The 15,782-nt window shown below is 68.6% G+C and carries 13 protein-coding genes; 4 read left to right on the top strand and 9 right to left on the bottom strand.

Features of this window, described 5'->3' with window-relative positions; all coding sequences use genetic code 11:
* Positions 1–227: 227 nt before the first annotated feature.
* The 7 genes from ABS772_RS13670 to hemH form a co-directional block, all read right to left on the bottom strand.
* Positions 228–629, bottom strand: coding sequence for a F0F1 ATP synthase subunit epsilon (locus tag ABS772_RS13670; protein ID WP_238255734.1), 402 nt, complete (start codon positions 627–629; stop codon positions 228–230).
* Positions 630–708: 79 nt separating this feature from the next.
* Positions 709–2,163, bottom strand: a complete 1,455-nt coding sequence (gene atpD / locus ABS772_RS13665; RefSeq protein WP_238255733.1) for a F0F1 ATP synthase subunit beta — start codon at positions 2,161–2,163, stop codon at positions 709–711.
* A gap of 24 nt (positions 2,164–2,187) precedes the next feature.
* Positions 2,188–3,084: a F0F1 ATP synthase subunit gamma gene (locus ABS772_RS13660; protein ID WP_350395351.1), complete on the bottom strand. Its 897-nt coding sequence runs from the start codon at positions 3,082–3,084 to the stop codon at positions 2,188–2,190.
* Between the two features lie 157 nt (positions 3,085–3,241).
* Positions 3,242–4,771, bottom strand: coding sequence for a F0F1 ATP synthase subunit alpha (gene atpA / locus ABS772_RS13655; protein ID WP_238255731.1), 1,530 nt, complete (start codon positions 4,769–4,771; stop codon positions 3,242–3,244).
* Positions 4,772–4,845: 74 nt separating this feature from the next.
* Positions 4,846–5,415: a F0F1 ATP synthase subunit delta gene (locus tag ABS772_RS13650; RefSeq protein ID WP_350395347.1), complete on the bottom strand. Its 570-nt coding sequence runs from the start codon at positions 5,413–5,415 to the stop codon at positions 4,846–4,848.
* Positions 5,416–5,633: 218 nt separating this feature from the next.
* Entirely contained in the window at positions 5,634–6,005 is a 372-nt protein-coding gene (locus tag ABS772_RS13645) for a VOC family protein (RefSeq protein ID WP_350395344.1), read from the bottom strand.
* Between the two features lie 4 nt (positions 6,006–6,009).
* Entirely contained in the window at positions 6,010–7,104 is a 1,095-nt protein-coding gene (gene hemH / locus ABS772_RS13640; protein ID WP_350395342.1) for a ferrochelatase, read from the bottom strand.
* A gap of 200 nt (positions 7,105–7,304) precedes the next feature.
* Between hemH and ABS772_RS13635 the strand changes: the two genes are divergently transcribed.
* Genes ABS772_RS13635 through ABS772_RS13625 form a run of 3 tightly spaced genes read left to right on the top strand, consistent with a single transcriptional unit; the run spans position 7,305 to position 10,552 of the window.
* A complete protein-coding gene (locus ABS772_RS13635) occupies positions 7,305–8,291 on the top strand; it encodes a class I SAM-dependent methyltransferase (protein WP_350395340.1) in 987 nt (328 codons plus the stop codon).
* Positions 8,292–8,298: 7 nt separating this feature from the next.
* Entirely contained in the window at positions 8,299–9,834 is a 1,536-nt protein-coding gene (locus tag ABS772_RS13630; RefSeq protein WP_350395337.1) for a bifunctional metallophosphatase/5'-nucleotidase, read from the top strand.
* 13 nt (positions 9,835–9,847) lie between these two features.
* Positions 9,848–10,552: a uracil-DNA glycosylase gene (locus tag ABS772_RS13625; protein ID WP_350395335.1), complete on the top strand. Its 705-nt coding sequence runs from the start codon at positions 9,848–9,850 to the stop codon at positions 10,550–10,552.
* 803 nt (positions 10,553–11,355) lie between these two features.
* Here the strand turns inward: ABS772_RS13625 and ABS772_RS13620 are convergent.
* Both ABS772_RS13620 and ABS772_RS13615 read right to left on the bottom strand, forming a co-directional pair.
* The gene (locus ABS772_RS13620) at positions 11,356–11,562 is read right to left on the bottom strand and encodes a hypothetical protein (protein ID WP_350395332.1); all 207 of its coding nucleotides are present in this window, start codon (positions 11,560–11,562) and stop codon (positions 11,356–11,358) included.
* A 123-nt stretch (positions 11,563–11,685) separates the two neighbouring features.
* Positions 11,686–12,591 carry a peptidylprolyl isomerase gene (locus ABS772_RS13615; RefSeq protein ID WP_350395329.1) on the bottom strand — a complete coding sequence of 302 codons (906 nt, stop codon included), beginning with the start codon at positions 12,589–12,591 and terminating at the stop codon, positions 11,686–11,688.
* A gap of 284 nt (positions 12,592–12,875) precedes the next feature.
* Between ABS772_RS13615 and secA the strand changes: the two genes are divergently transcribed.
* A complete protein-coding gene (secA, locus tag ABS772_RS13610; protein WP_238254384.1) occupies positions 12,876–15,782 on the top strand; it encodes a preprotein translocase subunit SecA in 2,907 nt (968 codons plus the stop codon).

Genomic DNA, 15,782 nt, shown 5'->3' with positions numbered 1-15,782 from the left:
GGTTCGGGGTGGGGGTGGTGCAGAAGGCACCGCACCGCCGCGTTCTGAACCACCCCCACCTCCTGCCTCCTCCCCACAAGGGGGAGGAGAGAAGCGGCGGCTGAAGTGATCGACCGGAGGCCGTACAGGACGGCTTCCCCGGCCGGGTCCGCGGGCGCGTGTCTTCCGCCAAAAACAAAAGGCGCCGGTTTCCCGACGCCTTCCCAGAACCCGAAACTCCAAAAAAATCAGAGGCTCAGCGTGTGCTTGGCTTCCTGCATCTGGACGATCTGGGCGTTCAGGGCCTCGCGCTTGGCGTAGTCCTGGGTCGCGTCGCGGGCGAGTTCCGCCGCCTCGATCTCCTTGTCGATCATGGCGGGGGTGACTTCCTCGATCGGCGCGGCGCGCTCGGCGAGCACCGTCACGCTGGTCGGGCCGATATCGGCGAAGCCGCCCTGGACGTAGATGCGCTTGCCGTTGCCGGCGGTCTCCGTGACCGTGATGACGCCGACCTTGAGGGCGGTCAGCACCGGGGCGTGGCCCGGCAGCACGGTCATCTCGCCCTCGGCGCCGGGAAGCTGCACCGCCTCGACCTCACCGGAATACAGCGTCCGCTCGGGGCCGACGAAATCGAAATGGAAGGTGGCCATGCGTCAGGTGTCCGCGAGAGGATGAGCGGCGCGCGGGTCGTGCCCGTCCCGCGCGCCGGGTTGGAAGCGTCGGCCGGCCTCAGGCCGCGAGCTTCTTGGCCTTCTCCTGGGCCTCCTCGATGGAGCCGACCATGTAGAAGGCGGCCTCCGGCAGGTCGTCGTACTTGCCCTCGACCAGGCCCTTGAAGCCCTTGATCGTGTCTTCCAGCGCCACGAGCTTGCCCGGCGAGCCGGTGAACACCTCGGCGACGTGGAACGGCTGGGACAGGAAGCGCTCGATCTTGCGGGCGCGGGCCACCGTCAGCTTGTCCTCTTCCGAGAGCTCGTCCATGCCCAGGATCGCGATGATGTCCTGGAGCGACTTGTAGCGCTGCAGGGTCTGCTGGACGCGGCGGGCGACGTCGTAGTGCTCCTCGCCGAGGATCGCCGGCGAGAGCATGCGCGAGGTGGAGTCGAGCGGGTCGACGGCCGGGTAGATGCCCTTCTCGGCGATCGAGCGCGAGAGCACGGTCGTGGCGTCGAGGTGGGCGAAGGAGGTGGCGGGCGCCGGGTCGGTCAGGTCGTCCGCCGGCACGTAGATCGCCTGCACCGAGGTGATCGAGCCCTTGGTCGTCGTCGTGATGCGCTCCTGCAGGGCGCCCATGTCGGTGGCGAGCGTCGGCTGGTAGCCCACCGCCGAGGGGATGCGGCCGAGAAGCGCCGACACTTCCGAACCCGCCTGCGTGAAGCGGAAGATGTTGTCGACGAAGAACAGCACGTCCTGGCCCTCGTCGCGGAACTGCTCGGCGATGGTCAGGCCGGTCAGGGCCACGCGGGAGCGGGCGCCGGGCGACTCGTTCATCTGGCCGTAGACCAGCGCGCACTTGGAGCCCTCGGCCGAGCCGTTGTTCTCCTTGGGGTTCTTGTTGACGTTGGACTCGATCATCTCGTGGTAGAGATCGTTGCCCTCACGCGTCCGCTCGCCGACGCCGGCGAAGACCGAGTAGCCCGAGTGGGCCTTGGCGATGTTGTTGATCAGCTCCATGATCAGCACGGTCTTGCCGACGCCCGCGCCGCCGAACAGGCCGATCTTGCCGCCCTTGGCGTAGGGGGCGAGCAGGTCCACGACCTTGATGCCGGTCACCAGGATCTGCGCCTCGGTCGACTGCTCGTCGTAGGACGGCGCCGGCTGGTGGATGGCGCGGAAGGTGTCGGCCTCGATCGGGCCGGCCTCGTCGATCGGCTCGCCGATGACGTTCATGATGCGGCCGAGCGTGTTGTGGCCGACCGGCACCTTGATCGGCGCGCCGGTGTCGGAGACCTCCTGGCCGCGCACGAGACCTTCCGAGGTGTCCATGGCGATGCAGCGGACGGTGTTCTCGCCGAGCTGCTGCGCCACCTCGAGCACGAGGCGGTTGCCCTGGTTCTTGGTCTCGAGCGCGTTCAGGATCTCCGGCAGGTAGCCGTCGAACTGCACGTCCACGACCGGGCCGATGACCTGGGTGATGCGGCCCTTGGCGTTGGACGCCGTGGAGGGGGAAGCGGTGTTCGCCATTGCGATAGATCCTTTATGCGGCGGTCAGAGCGCTTCCGCGCCCGAAATGATCTCGATGAGTTCCTTGGTGATCATCGCCTGACGCGTGCGGTTGTAGACCAGCGTCTGCTTCTTGATCATCTCGCCCGCGTTGCGGGTCGCGGAATCCATGGCGCTCATGCGCGCGCCCTGCTCCGAGGCGGCGTTCTCGAGGAGCGCCCGGAAGATCTGGACGGTGAGGTTCTTCGGCAGCAGGGTTTCGAGGATGGTCTCCTCGTTCGGCTCGAACTCCATCGCCGCGTCGGCGCCGGCCGCCTTGCCATTGCCCTTGGTCGCGTCGGCCTCGGGCAGCTCGGCCGGGATGATCCGCTGCGCCGTCGGGATCTGCGAGATCACCGAGCGGAACTCGGAGTAGAACAGGGTCGCCACGTCGAACTCGCCGGCCTCGAAGCGGTTGAGGATGTCGTCGGCGATCTCGGCGGCGAAGGGGTAGTCGACCGGCTTGTTGCCGCGGATGTCGCGCGAGGCGATGATCTGCTCGCGGAACTGGCGGCGCAGGATGTCGAGACCCTTCTTGCCGACGGTGATGATCTTGACGGTCTTGCCCTCGGCCGTCAGCCGGTTGGCGTGGTCGCGGGCGAGACGCGCGATCGAGGAGTTGAAGGCGCCGGCGAGGCCGCGGTCACCGGTGCAGACCACGAGCAGATGGGTCTGGTCCCGGCCGGTGCCGGAGAGCAGGCGCGGGGCGCCGACGCCGCCGATGAGGTTGCCGGCGAGGTTGCCGAGCACCTGGGCCATCTTCTCGGCGTAGGGGCGGCCGTTCTCGGCGGCGGTCTGGGCGCGCCGCAGCTTGGCGGCGGCGACCATCTGCATCGCCTTGGTGATCTTCTGCGTCGCCTTCACCGAGGTGATGCGGTTGCGCAGATCCTTCAAACTCGGCATCGGCGGGCGTCCGGATCCGTTCGAGAGAGCCTCTCCTCCCCCCTGTGGGGAGGAGCCGGAGGTGGTGCGGGATGGGGCGCGGCGGTGCCTTCTGCCCGACCCCCACCCCTACCCCTCCCCGCAAGGGGAGGGACAGTGCGTCTTACGCGACCGACACTTACGCGAAGGACTTGGCGATGGTCTCGATCACGCCCTTGAGCGTGTTGGCGTTGGCGTCCGAGAGGTCCTTGGAGTCGCGCACCGAGTCGAGCCAGTCCTGGTGCTTCGAGCGCAGCGTGCTCAGGAGCTGGTCCTCGAAGGGACGGACCTGATTGACCGGTAGCTTGTCGAGGTAGCCGTTGACGCCGGCGTAGATCACCGCGACCTGCTCTTCCATCTTCAGCGGCGAGAATTGCGGCTGCTTCAGGAGCTCGGTGAGGCGGGCGCCGCGGTTCAGCAGGCGCTGGGTCGAGGCGTCGAGGTCGGAGCCGAACTGGGCGAAGGCCGCCATCTCGCGGTACTGCGCCAGCTCGCCCTTGATCTTGCCGGCGACCTTCTTCATCGCCTTGGTCTGGGCCGAGGAGCCCACCCGCGAGACCGAGAGGCCGACATTCACCGCCGGGCGGACGCCCTGGTAGAACAGGTCGGTCTCGAGGAAGATCTGGCCGTCGGTGATCGAGATCACGTTGGTCGGGATGTAGGCCGAGACGTCGTTGGCCTGGGTCTCGATCACGGGAAGCGCGGTGAGCGAGCCCTTGCCGGCGGCGTCGCCCATCTTGGCGGCGCGCTCGAGCAGGCGCGAGTGGAGGTAGAACACGTCGCCCGGATAGGCCTCGCGGCCCGGCGGGCGACGCAGCAGCAGCGACATCTGGCGGTAGGCCACCGCCTGCTTCGACAGGTCGTCGTAGACGATCACGGCGTGCATGCCGTTATCGCGAAAGTACTCGCCCATGGCGCAGCCGGCGAACGGCGCGATGAACTGCATCGGCGCGGCGTCCGAGGCGGTGGCGGCGATGACGATGGAGTATTCCATCGCGCCCTGGTCCTCCAGCACCTTCACGAACTGGGCGACGGTGGAGCGCTTCTGGCCGATGGCGACGTAGACGCAGTAGAGCTTGGCGTTCTCGTCGGTGCCCGAATGGGCCGGCTTCTGGTTCAGGATGGTGTCGAGGGCGATGGCGGTCTTGCCGGTCTGGCGGTCGCCGATGATCAGCTCGCGCTGGCCGCGGCCGACGGGGATCAGGGCGTCGATCGCCTTGAGGCCGGTGGCCATCGGCTCGTGCACGGACTTGCGCGGGATGATGCCCGGGGCCTTCACGTCGACGCGGCGGCGCTCGGTCGACTGGATCGGACCCTTGCCGTCGATCGGGTTGCCGAGGCCGTCGACCACGCGGCCGAGCAGGCCCTTGCCGACCGGCACGTCCACGATGGCGCCGGTGCGCTTGACGGTCTGGCCTTCCTTGATCTCGCGGTCGGAGCCGAAGATCACGACGCCGACATTGTCCTGCTCGAGGTTGAGGGCCATGCCGCGCACGCCCGACTCGAACTCGACCATCTCACCGGCCTGGACGTTGTCGAGGCCGTAGACGCGGGCGATGCCGTCGCCGACCGCGAGCACCTGCCCGACTTCCGTGACTTCGGCCTCCTGGCCGAAATTCTTGATCTGCTCTTTCAGGATCGCGGAGATCTCGGCGGCGCGGATGTCCATCGTCGGGCCTCTTTAAAGGTCGGGTGCGTGTCTGTTCGGGTGTCGGGTCGGTTCCGCGAGGGTTTTCAAAACCCTCAGCGGGCTTCCCGCATGGCGAGACGGATGCTGTTGAGCTTGGTCCGGAGCGAGGCGTCGACCATGCGCGAGCCCATCTTGACGACGATGCCGCCGATCAGGCTCGGGTCGATGTGGAGGTCGATGTCGACCTCGCTCTTGGCGACGTCGCGCAGCGAGGCCTTGATCTCCTCGATCACCGCGTCCGAGGGCTTTTCGGCGACGCGGACCTCGGCGCGGACGATGCCCTTGGCCTCGCGCACCTTCTCGCGATAGGCGCGGATCATGTCCGGCAGGGCGAAGAGGCGGCGGTTGGCGGCCGCGAGCTTGATGAAGTTGGCGGCGAGCCCCGCGATGCCGGCGCGGTCGAGCAGGGCGCCGACGGCGGCCGTCTGCTCCTCGGCCGAGAAGGCCGGGCTCTTCACGAGGCGGCGGAGATCCGCGCTTTCCTTGTAAAGCGCGTCGAACGCGTCGAGGTTCTTGGCGACGTCGTCGACCTGACCCTCGTCGCGGGCCAGCTCGTACAGGGCCAACGCGTAGCGACCCGCCACACCGGCCAGCAGGGGACCCTCGGAACCGTTCTGCGCCACCCGTCGCTCTCTCTTATCCTTGCCCGCCGGTCCCTTGCGCCCGCCTCGTGACGGCGGCGACTCAAAGTCCGTGGGGATTGGAATTGCACCGGGCACGGAAGGCCTTGAACGGTCTCCCCGCGGCGCGGCTGTCGCCTAGCATGGGTTCCGAGGGGGCGCAAGGCAACGTTAGGGCCTGGAACGGGCGGGTCCAGGGCACTCTTCTCCGAGCGCAGGGCTCATCCCTGGAGCGGTCTACCGACACGCACCAGGGCGCCGTCCGGATCGGACACCGCGAATTCCAGCATCCCCCAGGCCGTCGCCTGCGCACCTTCGGCACCGATGACCTCGCGGGCGAAGGCAGCGGCCAGGGCCTCCACGCCATCGGCGTAGAGGTAGAGACCGAAGGGGTTGCGCTCAGGGCTGATCCAGCCGTCCTCCGCCTGCCGGAGATGCAGGCGAGACCCGTCGGACCGGCTCAGCATGCGGTACGTGTCCTGCCACGCCTCCTGCCCGGCATCGCGGGTGAAGTCGAGCCGAGCGTAGAAGCTCTCCGACACGTCGAGATCCCGGCAGGGCAGGATCGCCACAAGGAGCGCGCGCGGCGTCATCGGATCAGACCCAGCCCTGCAATTCCCGCCGCACCACGTGCTCGATCACGCGCATGCCGAGGTCGGTGTCGTTGAGGCAGGGGATGTAGGCGAACTGCTCGCCGCCGTTCTCCTCGAAATAGTGGCGGTTCTCGCCGTCGAGTTCCTCCAGCGTCTCCAGGCAGTCGGCGGTGAAGCCCGGCGCCACGATCGCCATGCGCTTGACGCCGGACTTGGCCAGAGCCTGCACCGTCTCGTCGGTATAGGGCTTGAGCCATTCCTCGTTGCCGAAGCGCGATTGGAAGGTCACCCGCATCTGCTCGGGGGTGTAGCCCATCGCCTCGCGGATCAGCCGGCCGGTCTTGAGGCACTGGCAATGGTAGGGATCGCCCTTGAGCAGGTAGCTCTTCGGCACGCCGTGGAACGAGGTGAGGATCACCTCCGGCTCGAAGTCGAGCTTGGCCAGACCCTCGCGGATCGATCGGGCCATCGCCTCGATGTAGACGGGATCGTCGTGGTAGGGCGGCGAGACCCGGACGGACGGCTGCCAGCGCATCTGCATCAGCGCCTTGAAGGCCTGATCGCAGGCGGTGGCGGAGGTCGCCGCCGCGTATTGCGGGTAGAGCGGCACCAGGAGGATGCGGTCGCAGCCCTGGTCCAGAAGCGCCTGGATGCGCAGGCTCACCTCCGGCTTGCCGTAGCGCATGGCCCAATCGACCACGACGGAATCGCCCATCGCTGCCTGCAGCTTCTCGCACTGGCCGCGGGTGATGGTCTTGAGCGGTCCCTCGTCGAGCGCGTTGTTCCAGATGCTGGCGTAGTCGCGGCCCTTCGGCCCCGGGCGCTTGGTCAGGATGATCAGGTTGAGCAGCGGCCACCAGATCAGCCGCGGCACCTCGATCACCCGGCGATCGGAGAGGAACTCCTTGAGGTAGCGGCGCATCGGCCAGTAGCTGGTGCCCTCGGGGGTGCCGAGATTCATCAGCAGCACGCCGACGCGGCCCGTCCTCACCGCGGGGTGGTCGGGCGGCAGGGCGGTGGGCGCGACGGGCACGGGATTGCGCAAGGGATCGCGCAAGGGATCGCGCAGGAGGGTGTCAGGTTCGACGCGTTCGTTCATCGGGTTTCCGGTCACGGGCGTCCCGCCTTCCTCAACGCGGCCTCATGGCGGCAAGCTCACGGCGGCAAGCGATCCGGTTGTGCGGGCCGGCCGTTCGATCTAGAGCAGGCGGCTTTCCAAGGCCAAGACTCTCATCCGAGAGGGCGGCCCGTATCTCACGCAAACCCTTTGCCCGAAATCGCTCCGGAGGCCAGCGCGACATGCCGTCCCCCCGCTACTTCCTGAAGCACTTCGTGCCGTTCACCGGCTACCCCTACGAGGGAGCGCCGGCCGCGTGCAACCTGTGCGGATGCCGCGACGCCGTCACCGTGGCCGAGACCGACCGGCGGCTCAAGACCCTGCGCTCGATCGCCTGCACCCAGTGCGGCCTGATCCGCACCGATCCGATGCCGACGCCGGACGAGCTGGCCGCGTATTACGCGAGCGCCTACCGGGCCGACTACCAGCTCGCCTTCGCCGGCGGGCCGCCGCGCCACCACCTCAACCGCTCCGCCCGCGAGGCCAAGTTCCGCGCCGACCTGCTGGCGCCGAAGCTGAAGGCCGGGGCGCAGCTGCTCGATTTCGGCTCCGGGTCCGGCGAGTTCCTGGCGGAAGCCAAGAGCCGCGGCTGCGAGGTGATCGGCGTCGAGCCGGGGCGCGACTACGCGGCCTATGCCCGCGCGCATCACGGCGTCGAGGTGCTCGACGAGGCCGAGGCGCCGGATCGCTTCCCCGCCGGCCATTTCGATGTGATCTCGACGCACCACGTGCTGGAGCACCTGCGCAACCCGGCCGAGACGATGGAGCGGCTGGCCCGCTGGCTGAAGCCCGACGGCATCCTCTACGCCGCGGTGCCGAACATGGCCGCCACCGGCAAGCCGCCGCACGAGCGCTTCCACTTCGCCCATGTCCACGGCTACGTGCGCGAGACCTTCGACCTGCTCGCCCGCCGCGCCGGGCTGGTGCCGCATGCCGAGTACTGGCGCGAGGACACCACGGTGGTCTACCGCAAGACCGACGCGCCCGCCGTGCCGCTGAGGAATCCCGGGCTCGCCGACCGGCTCGCCGTCGACCTGAAGCCGATGTCGGCGGGGCTCTACTTCGCCTCGGGCGCCTGGATCCTGCCGGCGCTCCGGCGCAACGCCAAGGCGGTGCGGGACGGCCTCGCCAAGGATGGAATATCCAAGGACGGGCCCACCAAGCGCTGAGCCGGCGATGCGTCCGACCCGTCGGCAAACCGTCGCCGGTCTCGGCGCGGGTCTTCTCGCGGCCGGCACCGGGGCGGCGCTCACGGCGACGCCGACCTTCACCCTGCTCCTCGTCAACGACATCTACGCGATGGACGAGGCGGAGGGGCGCGGCGGCTTCGCCCGGCTCAACGCGGTGGTCAAAGCCGAGCGCGCCCGCGGCGTGCCGCTGCTCTACGCCCATGCCGGCGACTGCTTCTCGCCCTCGCTGATGTCGGGCTTCGACCGGGGCGCGCATATCGTCGAGCTCCTGAACCTGGCGCCGCCGGACGTGTTCGTGCCGGGCAACCATGAATTCGATTTCGGCCCGGCCGTCTTCGCCGAGCGCCGGCGGGAGGCGCGCTTCCCGTTCCTCGCCGCCAACCTGCGCGGGGGAGACGGCCAACAGCTTCCCGGCATCGAGGATGCGCGGCTGATCACCCTCGGCGGCGTCCGCGTCGGCCTCGTCGGCATCGCCCTGCAATCGACGCCGGAGAAATCGCAGTCTGGGCACCTACGCTTCGGCCCCGAGATCGAGACGCTTGCCCGCGAGGCGGACGCCCTGCGCCGGGCCGGCGCGCAGATGATCGTCGGCGTCGCCCACACGGCACGGCCCACCGACGACACGATCGTGCGGGCGCGCCTCGTCGACATCCTCCTCTCCGGCCACGACCACGATCTCCTCGTCCACGACGACGGGCAGACGGTCCTGGTCGAGTCGAGCCACGACGCCCACTACGTCACGGCGATCGACGTCTTCGTCACGCCCAAGGATCTGTCAAAGGATCCGTCGAAGGATCTGTCGAAGGCCGGCGGCGTGCGCTGGCGCGCCGCCTTCCGCATCCACGACACCGCGGAGGTGACGCCCGACCCGGAGACGTCGGCGGTGGTGCGGCGCCTCGGGGGCGAGCTGTCGCGGGAGCTCGACGTCGTGATCGGCACGACGGACGGCGCCCTCGACAGCCGGATCGGGATGGTGCGGGCGCGGGAAGCGAGCTTCGGCGATCTCGTCGCCGACGCGGTGCGGGCGGGGACCGGCGCCGAGATCGGCCTGATGAACGGCGGCGGCATCCGCGGCGACCGGCTCTACCCGGCCGGCACCGCGCTCACCCGGCGCGACATTCTCTCGGAATTGCCCTTCGGCAACACCACCGTGCTCGTGGCGATCGACGGGGCGACCTTGGGCGCGGCGCTGGAGAACGGGTATCGCGATCTCGGCCGCCCCTCCGGCCGCTTCCTGCAGATCTCCGGAATCGAAGTGACGCTGGACCCGACCGCGCCGCCCGGCCGGCGCGTCGCGTCCGCGACCGTCGGCGGCGCGGCCCTCGACCCGGCCCGCACCTATCGCGTCGCGGCCAACAACTTCATGCTGGACGGCGGCAACGATTACGGGATGCTGGCCAGGGGCCGGGTCCTGATCGGCGGCACCGACGGACGGCTGCTGGCCAACGAGGTGATGGCCTATATCCGCGCCCGCTCGCCGCTCCCGGCGGAGACCGGGGGGCGGATCCGGGTGCTGCCGTGAGAGGGAACCGCCGATGACCGGACCCGTCGAGGCCGCGCTCGCCGCGTTTCGCGCCGGCGGCTCCCCCTGGCTCGACCTGCCCTTCTTCCGGGAGGGCGCCGCGGACCGGGTCGCGAAGCGGGTCGATGACCGCGTCGCCGCCGGGGCGACGGTGCTGCCGGAGCCCGCGGCGATCTTCCGGGCGCTGACGCTGACGCCCCTGCCCGCGGTGAAGGCGGTGATCCTCGGCCAGGACCCCTACCCCACGCCGGGCGACGCCAACGGGCTCGCCTTCTCCTACGTGGGCGGACGCCGCCTGCCGGCCTCGCTCAAGGTGATCCTGGCCGAGCTCGCCCCCGAGGGCGGCAAGCCCGACCTCTCCACCGGCGACCTCACGCCCTGGGCCGAGCGCGGGGTACTGCTGCTGAATTCGGCGCTCACCGTGGAAGCGGGCAAGGCCGGCGCGCATCTGCGGTTCGGCTGGGCCCAGCTCACCGACGAGGCGGTGGCCGCCGTCTCCGAACACGCCGCGCCGGCGGTGTTCCTGCTCTGGGGCGCCCAGGCCCGGGCCCGCGAGGCGTTGATCGACACGCGCCGCCACGGCATCGTCGCCTCCGGCCACCCCTCTCCGCTCAACCGCGCCCGCGACTTTCCGGGCTCGCGGCCGTTCGACCGGGCGAATGCGTGGCTCGAAGCGCAGGGCCGCGCGCCGATCGACTGGCGGCTGGGTGAGGGCTGAATCGCATCAGCTCGGCACGTCGAGGGCCTGTGCGCGACCCATTGCGGATTTGGCGAGGGGTTCTAAGGTCGAGCTTGTGCAGAGCCACTGAGGAACAGACGTGATCTATAGGCCAGCCGCCGCTTGCATTGCCATGGCGCTGTCGAGTGCGGCTACAAGCGTTGCTCTGGCGGGCAGCGAACGTCATCGGGCGATCTATTCCAGCCTCTGCACTGAAGCCGAAAGCGGTGACACTGCGGGTTACCAGATAGTAGTGGACAGGTCCGCATCACCTCCGTCTATCAGCTTCGATTGGAGCGAAGGTGGGCTTATGGAGCCGGTAATAGCATCGAAGGCATCGTATGATCGCCGTTCGGGAGCAGTGCGCTTCAGAGCTGATGCCAATGGCCGTCCAGTCTCGTTCATGGGAAGGATTTCAGGCCCGCAGCTCACGGGAACCCTGATCTGGATCAATAATCCAGGGGATCTGCCCCGACGAGAGCGCGTGCGCATGAGACTGGTGAAAAAGCCTGATCTTCAGCCTGCGTGTAAATGACCGCTTTCCACTTTCAGCAACCCTCCGGCCGGCTGATACGGTTTCCGGTTGCTTCCTTCGGTGCCACTTCCCGTCATTCCGGGACGCCGAAGGCGAACCCGGAATGACGGGGTTGGGCTGAACCGAAGCGATCAACCGGAAACGGTATGAAATGGTCAAATTCGATGCGAGAAGACACGGTCGCTCGCATGGCGGTACGTCGCCCAGAAAAGAAGCCGCCCCCGGCCGGGCGGCGCGGGGGCGGCTCTGATCGTCCGGAGGGACGATGTCAGGCGGCGATCTTGGCCGCGGCGACGGTGTTCTCGTTGGCCAGCGTATAGGTGACGGCCGAGGCGGGAGCGCGGTCGGCGGCCTGGAGGCTGGCCAGCTCGCCGGCCGAGGCATGAGCGCTTCCCTCGATGCCGAAGCGCTCGGCCAGCAGCGCGACGAGGATCACGTTGGCGGCGGCGGTGGCGAGAATGACGAGGGCGATCATGGCGGGCAGGTCCGTTGGTGCGTTGCGATGCAGCGTATATCGCACCGCACACTGGTATCTGGTATACCAGATACCGCTGCTCAGACATGCGGCCATAGCATAACTCGGCGCCGAAACCCGGATTTACGGCTTCTTTGCGTCGCCCGACGCAGGCGTCGCGCCGCTGCCGGTGCGCTCGACCTTGGCCGCCTCCCGCAGCTTGACGATCGTGTCCTGCTGCGCCTTGCGGGTCAGATACTGGTCGATCTGCTCCTTCATCTCGTCGAAGGTCGGGACCGGCTTGGTCCGCTTCTCCTCGACGCGCAGGACGTGCCAGCCGAACTGGGTCTTGACCGGGTCGGAGACCTGACCGGGGGCGAGCTTGAAGGCGGCGTCGGCGAACGGCTTCACCATCCGCTCCTGGGTGAACCAGCCGAGATCGCCGCCTTCCGTCTTGGAGCCCGGATCCTTCGAGACCTCGCCCGCGACCTTGGCGAAATCCTCGCCGCCCTTGATGCGCGCGGCGATCTTCTTCGCCTCGTCCTCGCTCTCCACGAGGATGTGGCGGGCCCGCACCTCCTCCTCGGGCTTCATCGATTTCACGGTCTGGTCGTAGAGCGCCTTGGCGGCCTCCGGCGACACCGCCTTCTTGGCCTCGCGCTCGAGGTATTCGTCGAGCAGGAGCTTGTCGCGAAAGTAAGCGAGCTTGCGCTTGAAGTCGGGGCTGTCGCCGACCTTGGCGGCCTCCGCCGCCTGCGCGCCGACCTTGAGGTCGACCATGTAATCCACGAGCAGGTTCTGCTTGGCCGCCTCGTCGACGCCGGGCAGCGACAAAGCCGGATCCTCGCCCGCGATCGCGAGGTCGGCGCCGGTGATCGGCTGGCCGTTGACCCGGGCCACCACCGTGTCGGGCGAGGCGGGGGCAGGGGCCGTGGCGGGGGCCGGCGCTGTCGGGGCGGGCGTCTGCGCGAGGGCGGCGCCCGACAGGCACGGCGCGGCGAGGATCAGCGCGAGGGCGCTCGCGCGCCGGAGGGAGAACGGAATCGGCATCGGAAGCGTCGTTCCTTGGGCGTCGTCCCCGCCGGGCCGGTCTGTTCGCCGTCCGGCTTCGTCCCGCGGGGCTCGTCGGGATGCGGCAGGTGCCGCGAAGCGCGACACAGGTGGAACCTCTTCGGGGCAAAGGCAAGCGTGGCCTTGGATCGCCGCGCGCGCTCGTGAGGGCGCCTCGGCACTACCGGATGCGCCTGCCGATATTTACCTCTATAAGCCCGCCCAATGCAGGCCGGCGGCGCCCTCGATGCCGCCCGCGACGACCTCACGACCGCAGGTTCACGATGCTCGGTGCCCTCGCCAAGAAGATTTTCGGCTCGTCCAACGACCGCCGCGTCAAGGGCTTTCGCCCGCGCGTGGCGGCGATCAACGCGCTCGAACCGGAAATCAGCGCGCTGTCCGACGAGCAGCTGCGCGCCCGCACGCAAAGCTTCCGCGATCAGCTCGCCGCCGGCACCCGCCTCGACGACCTGCTGGTGCCCGCCTTCGCGACCGTGCGCGAGGCGGCCAAGCGCGTGCTCGGCCAGCGCCATTTCGACGTGCAGATGATCGGCGGCATGGTGCTGCACGAGAGCGGCATCTCGGAGATGAAGACCGGCGAGGGCAAGACCCTGGTCGCGACCCTGCCGGTCTACCTCAACGCGCTCGAGGGCAAGGGCGTCCACGTCGTCACCGTCAACGACTACCTCGCCTCCCGCGACGCGGAGTGGATGGGCCGGGTCTACCGCTTCCTGGGGCTCACCGTCGGCACCATCGTGCACGGGCTCGACGACGCGCAGCGCAAGGAGGCTTACGCCTGCGACATCACCTACGGCACCAACAACGAGTTCGGCTTCGACTATCTTCGCGACAACATGAAGTACGAGCTCTCGCAGATGACGCAGCGGGGGCACCACTACGCCATCGTCGACGAGGTCGACTCGATCCTCATCGACGAGGCGCGCACGCCGCTCATCATCTCGGGGCCGGTGGACGACCGCTCGGAACTCTACGTCGCGGTCGACGGGATCATGCCGCAGCTCCTGCCGGAGCACTACGACCTCGACGAGAAGCAGCGCCAGGTCTCGCTGACGGAGGCCGGCAACGAGTTCATCGAGGGCGCCTTACGCGAGGCCGGCATCCTCAAGGAGGGCGACCTCTACGACGCCCACAACGTCACCCTCGTCCACCACGTGAACCAGGCGTTGCGCGCCCACACGCTGTTCACCCTCGACAAGGACTACATCGTCAAGAACGACGAGGTCGTCATCATCGACGAGTTCACCGGCCGCATGATGCAGGGCCGGCGCTACTCGGAGGGGCTCCATCAGGCGCTGGAGGCCAAGGAGCGGGTGACGATCCAGCCCGAGAACCAGACGCTCGCCTCGATCACCTTCCAGAACTATTTCAGGCTCTACAAGAAGCTCGCCGGCATGACCGGCACGGCGTCGACGGAAGCCGACGAGTTCGCCGAGATCTACAAGCTCGACGTGGTCGACATCCCGACCAACAAGGAGATCGAGCGCGTCGACGAGGACGACGAGGTCTACCGCACCGTCGAGGAGAAGTACGAGGCGATCATCAAGGAGATCGACAAGGCGCATAGCCGCCTGCAGCCGGTGCTGGTCGGCACCGGCTCGATCGAGAAGTCGGAGCTGATCGGCGAGCTCCTGAAGAAAGCCGGCTACACGCTGCTCGACTATTCCGACCCGAACGCCCTGACCGACGTCTACGCCGCCGCCCGCGAGAACCGGGTGACCAAGCGGTTCGCCGTGCTCAACGCCCGCTTCCACGAGCAGGAAGCCTACATCGTGGCCGAGGCCGGCGTGCCGGGCGCCATCACCATCGCCACCAACATGGCCGGCCGCGGCACCGACATCAAACTCGGCGGCAACCTCGAGATGCGCATCGAGAAGGAGCTCGGCCACCTCGCCGAGGGGCCGGAGCGCGAGGCGGCGATCGAGGCGCTGAAAGCCGAGATCGCCGAGAACCGCGCCAAGGTGCTGGCCTCGGGCGAGAAGGCCGACCCGGAGGCCGGCCGCAAGAAGGACCTGCCGGGCGGGCTCTACATCATCGGCACCGAGCGCCACGAGAGCAGGCGCATCGACAACCAGCTCCGCGGCCGCTCCGGCCGCCAGGGCGATCCCGGCCGCTCGAAATTCTACCTGTCCCTCAAGGACGACCTGATGCGCATCTTCGGGTCCGACCGCATGGACGGGATGCTGCAGCGGCTCGGCCTGGAGCAGGGCGAGGCGATCATCCATCCCTGGATCAACAAGGCGATCGAGAAGGCGCAGCAGAAGGTCGAGGCGCGCAACTTCGACATGCGCAAGAACGTGCTCAAGTACGACAACGTCATGAACGACCAGCGCAAGGTCGTGTTCGAGCAGCGCCGCGACCTGATGGGCCAGGACAGCGTGCGCGACACCATCGACGAGATGCGCCACGGCGTGATCGACGACCTCGTCGCCGTCCACATCCCCGAGAACGCCTATGCCGAGCAGTGGGACGCGGAGGGGCTGAAGGCCCGCGCCCTCGACCTGCTCAACCTCGATCTTCCGGTCGAGGAATGGGTCAAGGAGGAGGGCATCGCCGACGAGGAGATCCGCGAGCGCCTGCGCAAGGCCTCCGACGAGTCCTACGCCGCCCGCGTCGAGCGCAACGGCGCGGAGGTGATGGCCTATGTCGAGAAGCAGGTGGTGCTGCAGGTGTTCGACCACCTCTGGCGCGAGCACCTCGTCTCCCTCGACCACCTGCGGCAGGTGGTCGGCTGGCGCGGCTTCGCCCAGCGCGATCCGCTCAACGAGTACAAGTCGGAGGCGTTCGAGCTGTTCAACGGCCTCGTGGCGGCCCTGCGCGAGCAGGTCACCGCCCAGCTCGCCCATGTCGAGATCATGCAGCAGCAGCCCGACGGCTTCGCCGAGGGCGGGTTCGAGCAGGCGGGATTCGGCGAGCCGCAGCTTCCGCCGATGTTCCCCGAGCACCGCGACCCGGTCACCGGCGAGAACGAGTTCGCCTATGGCGGCAGCGACGGCGGAGCGGGCGGCGCCTACGGCTTCGCCGCGCGCGAGCTCTCGGCGGAGACGGCGGTGCTGGAGCGCAAGCCCGACGACGCCTCGACCTGGGGCAAGGTCGGCCGCAACGAGCCCTGCCCCTGCGGCTCCGGCAAGAAGTACAAGCACTGCCACGGCCGCTTCGCCGCCGAGGCGTGA

This window comes from Methylorubrum podarium (assembly GCF_040270385.1).
Taxonomy (GTDB): domain Bacteria; phylum Pseudomonadota; class Alphaproteobacteria; order Rhizobiales; family Beijerinckiaceae; genus Methylobacterium; species Methylobacterium podarium.
The sequence above is the reverse complement of the archived record's forward strand: the minus strand, read 5'-3'. Positions and strand labels throughout refer to the sequence as shown.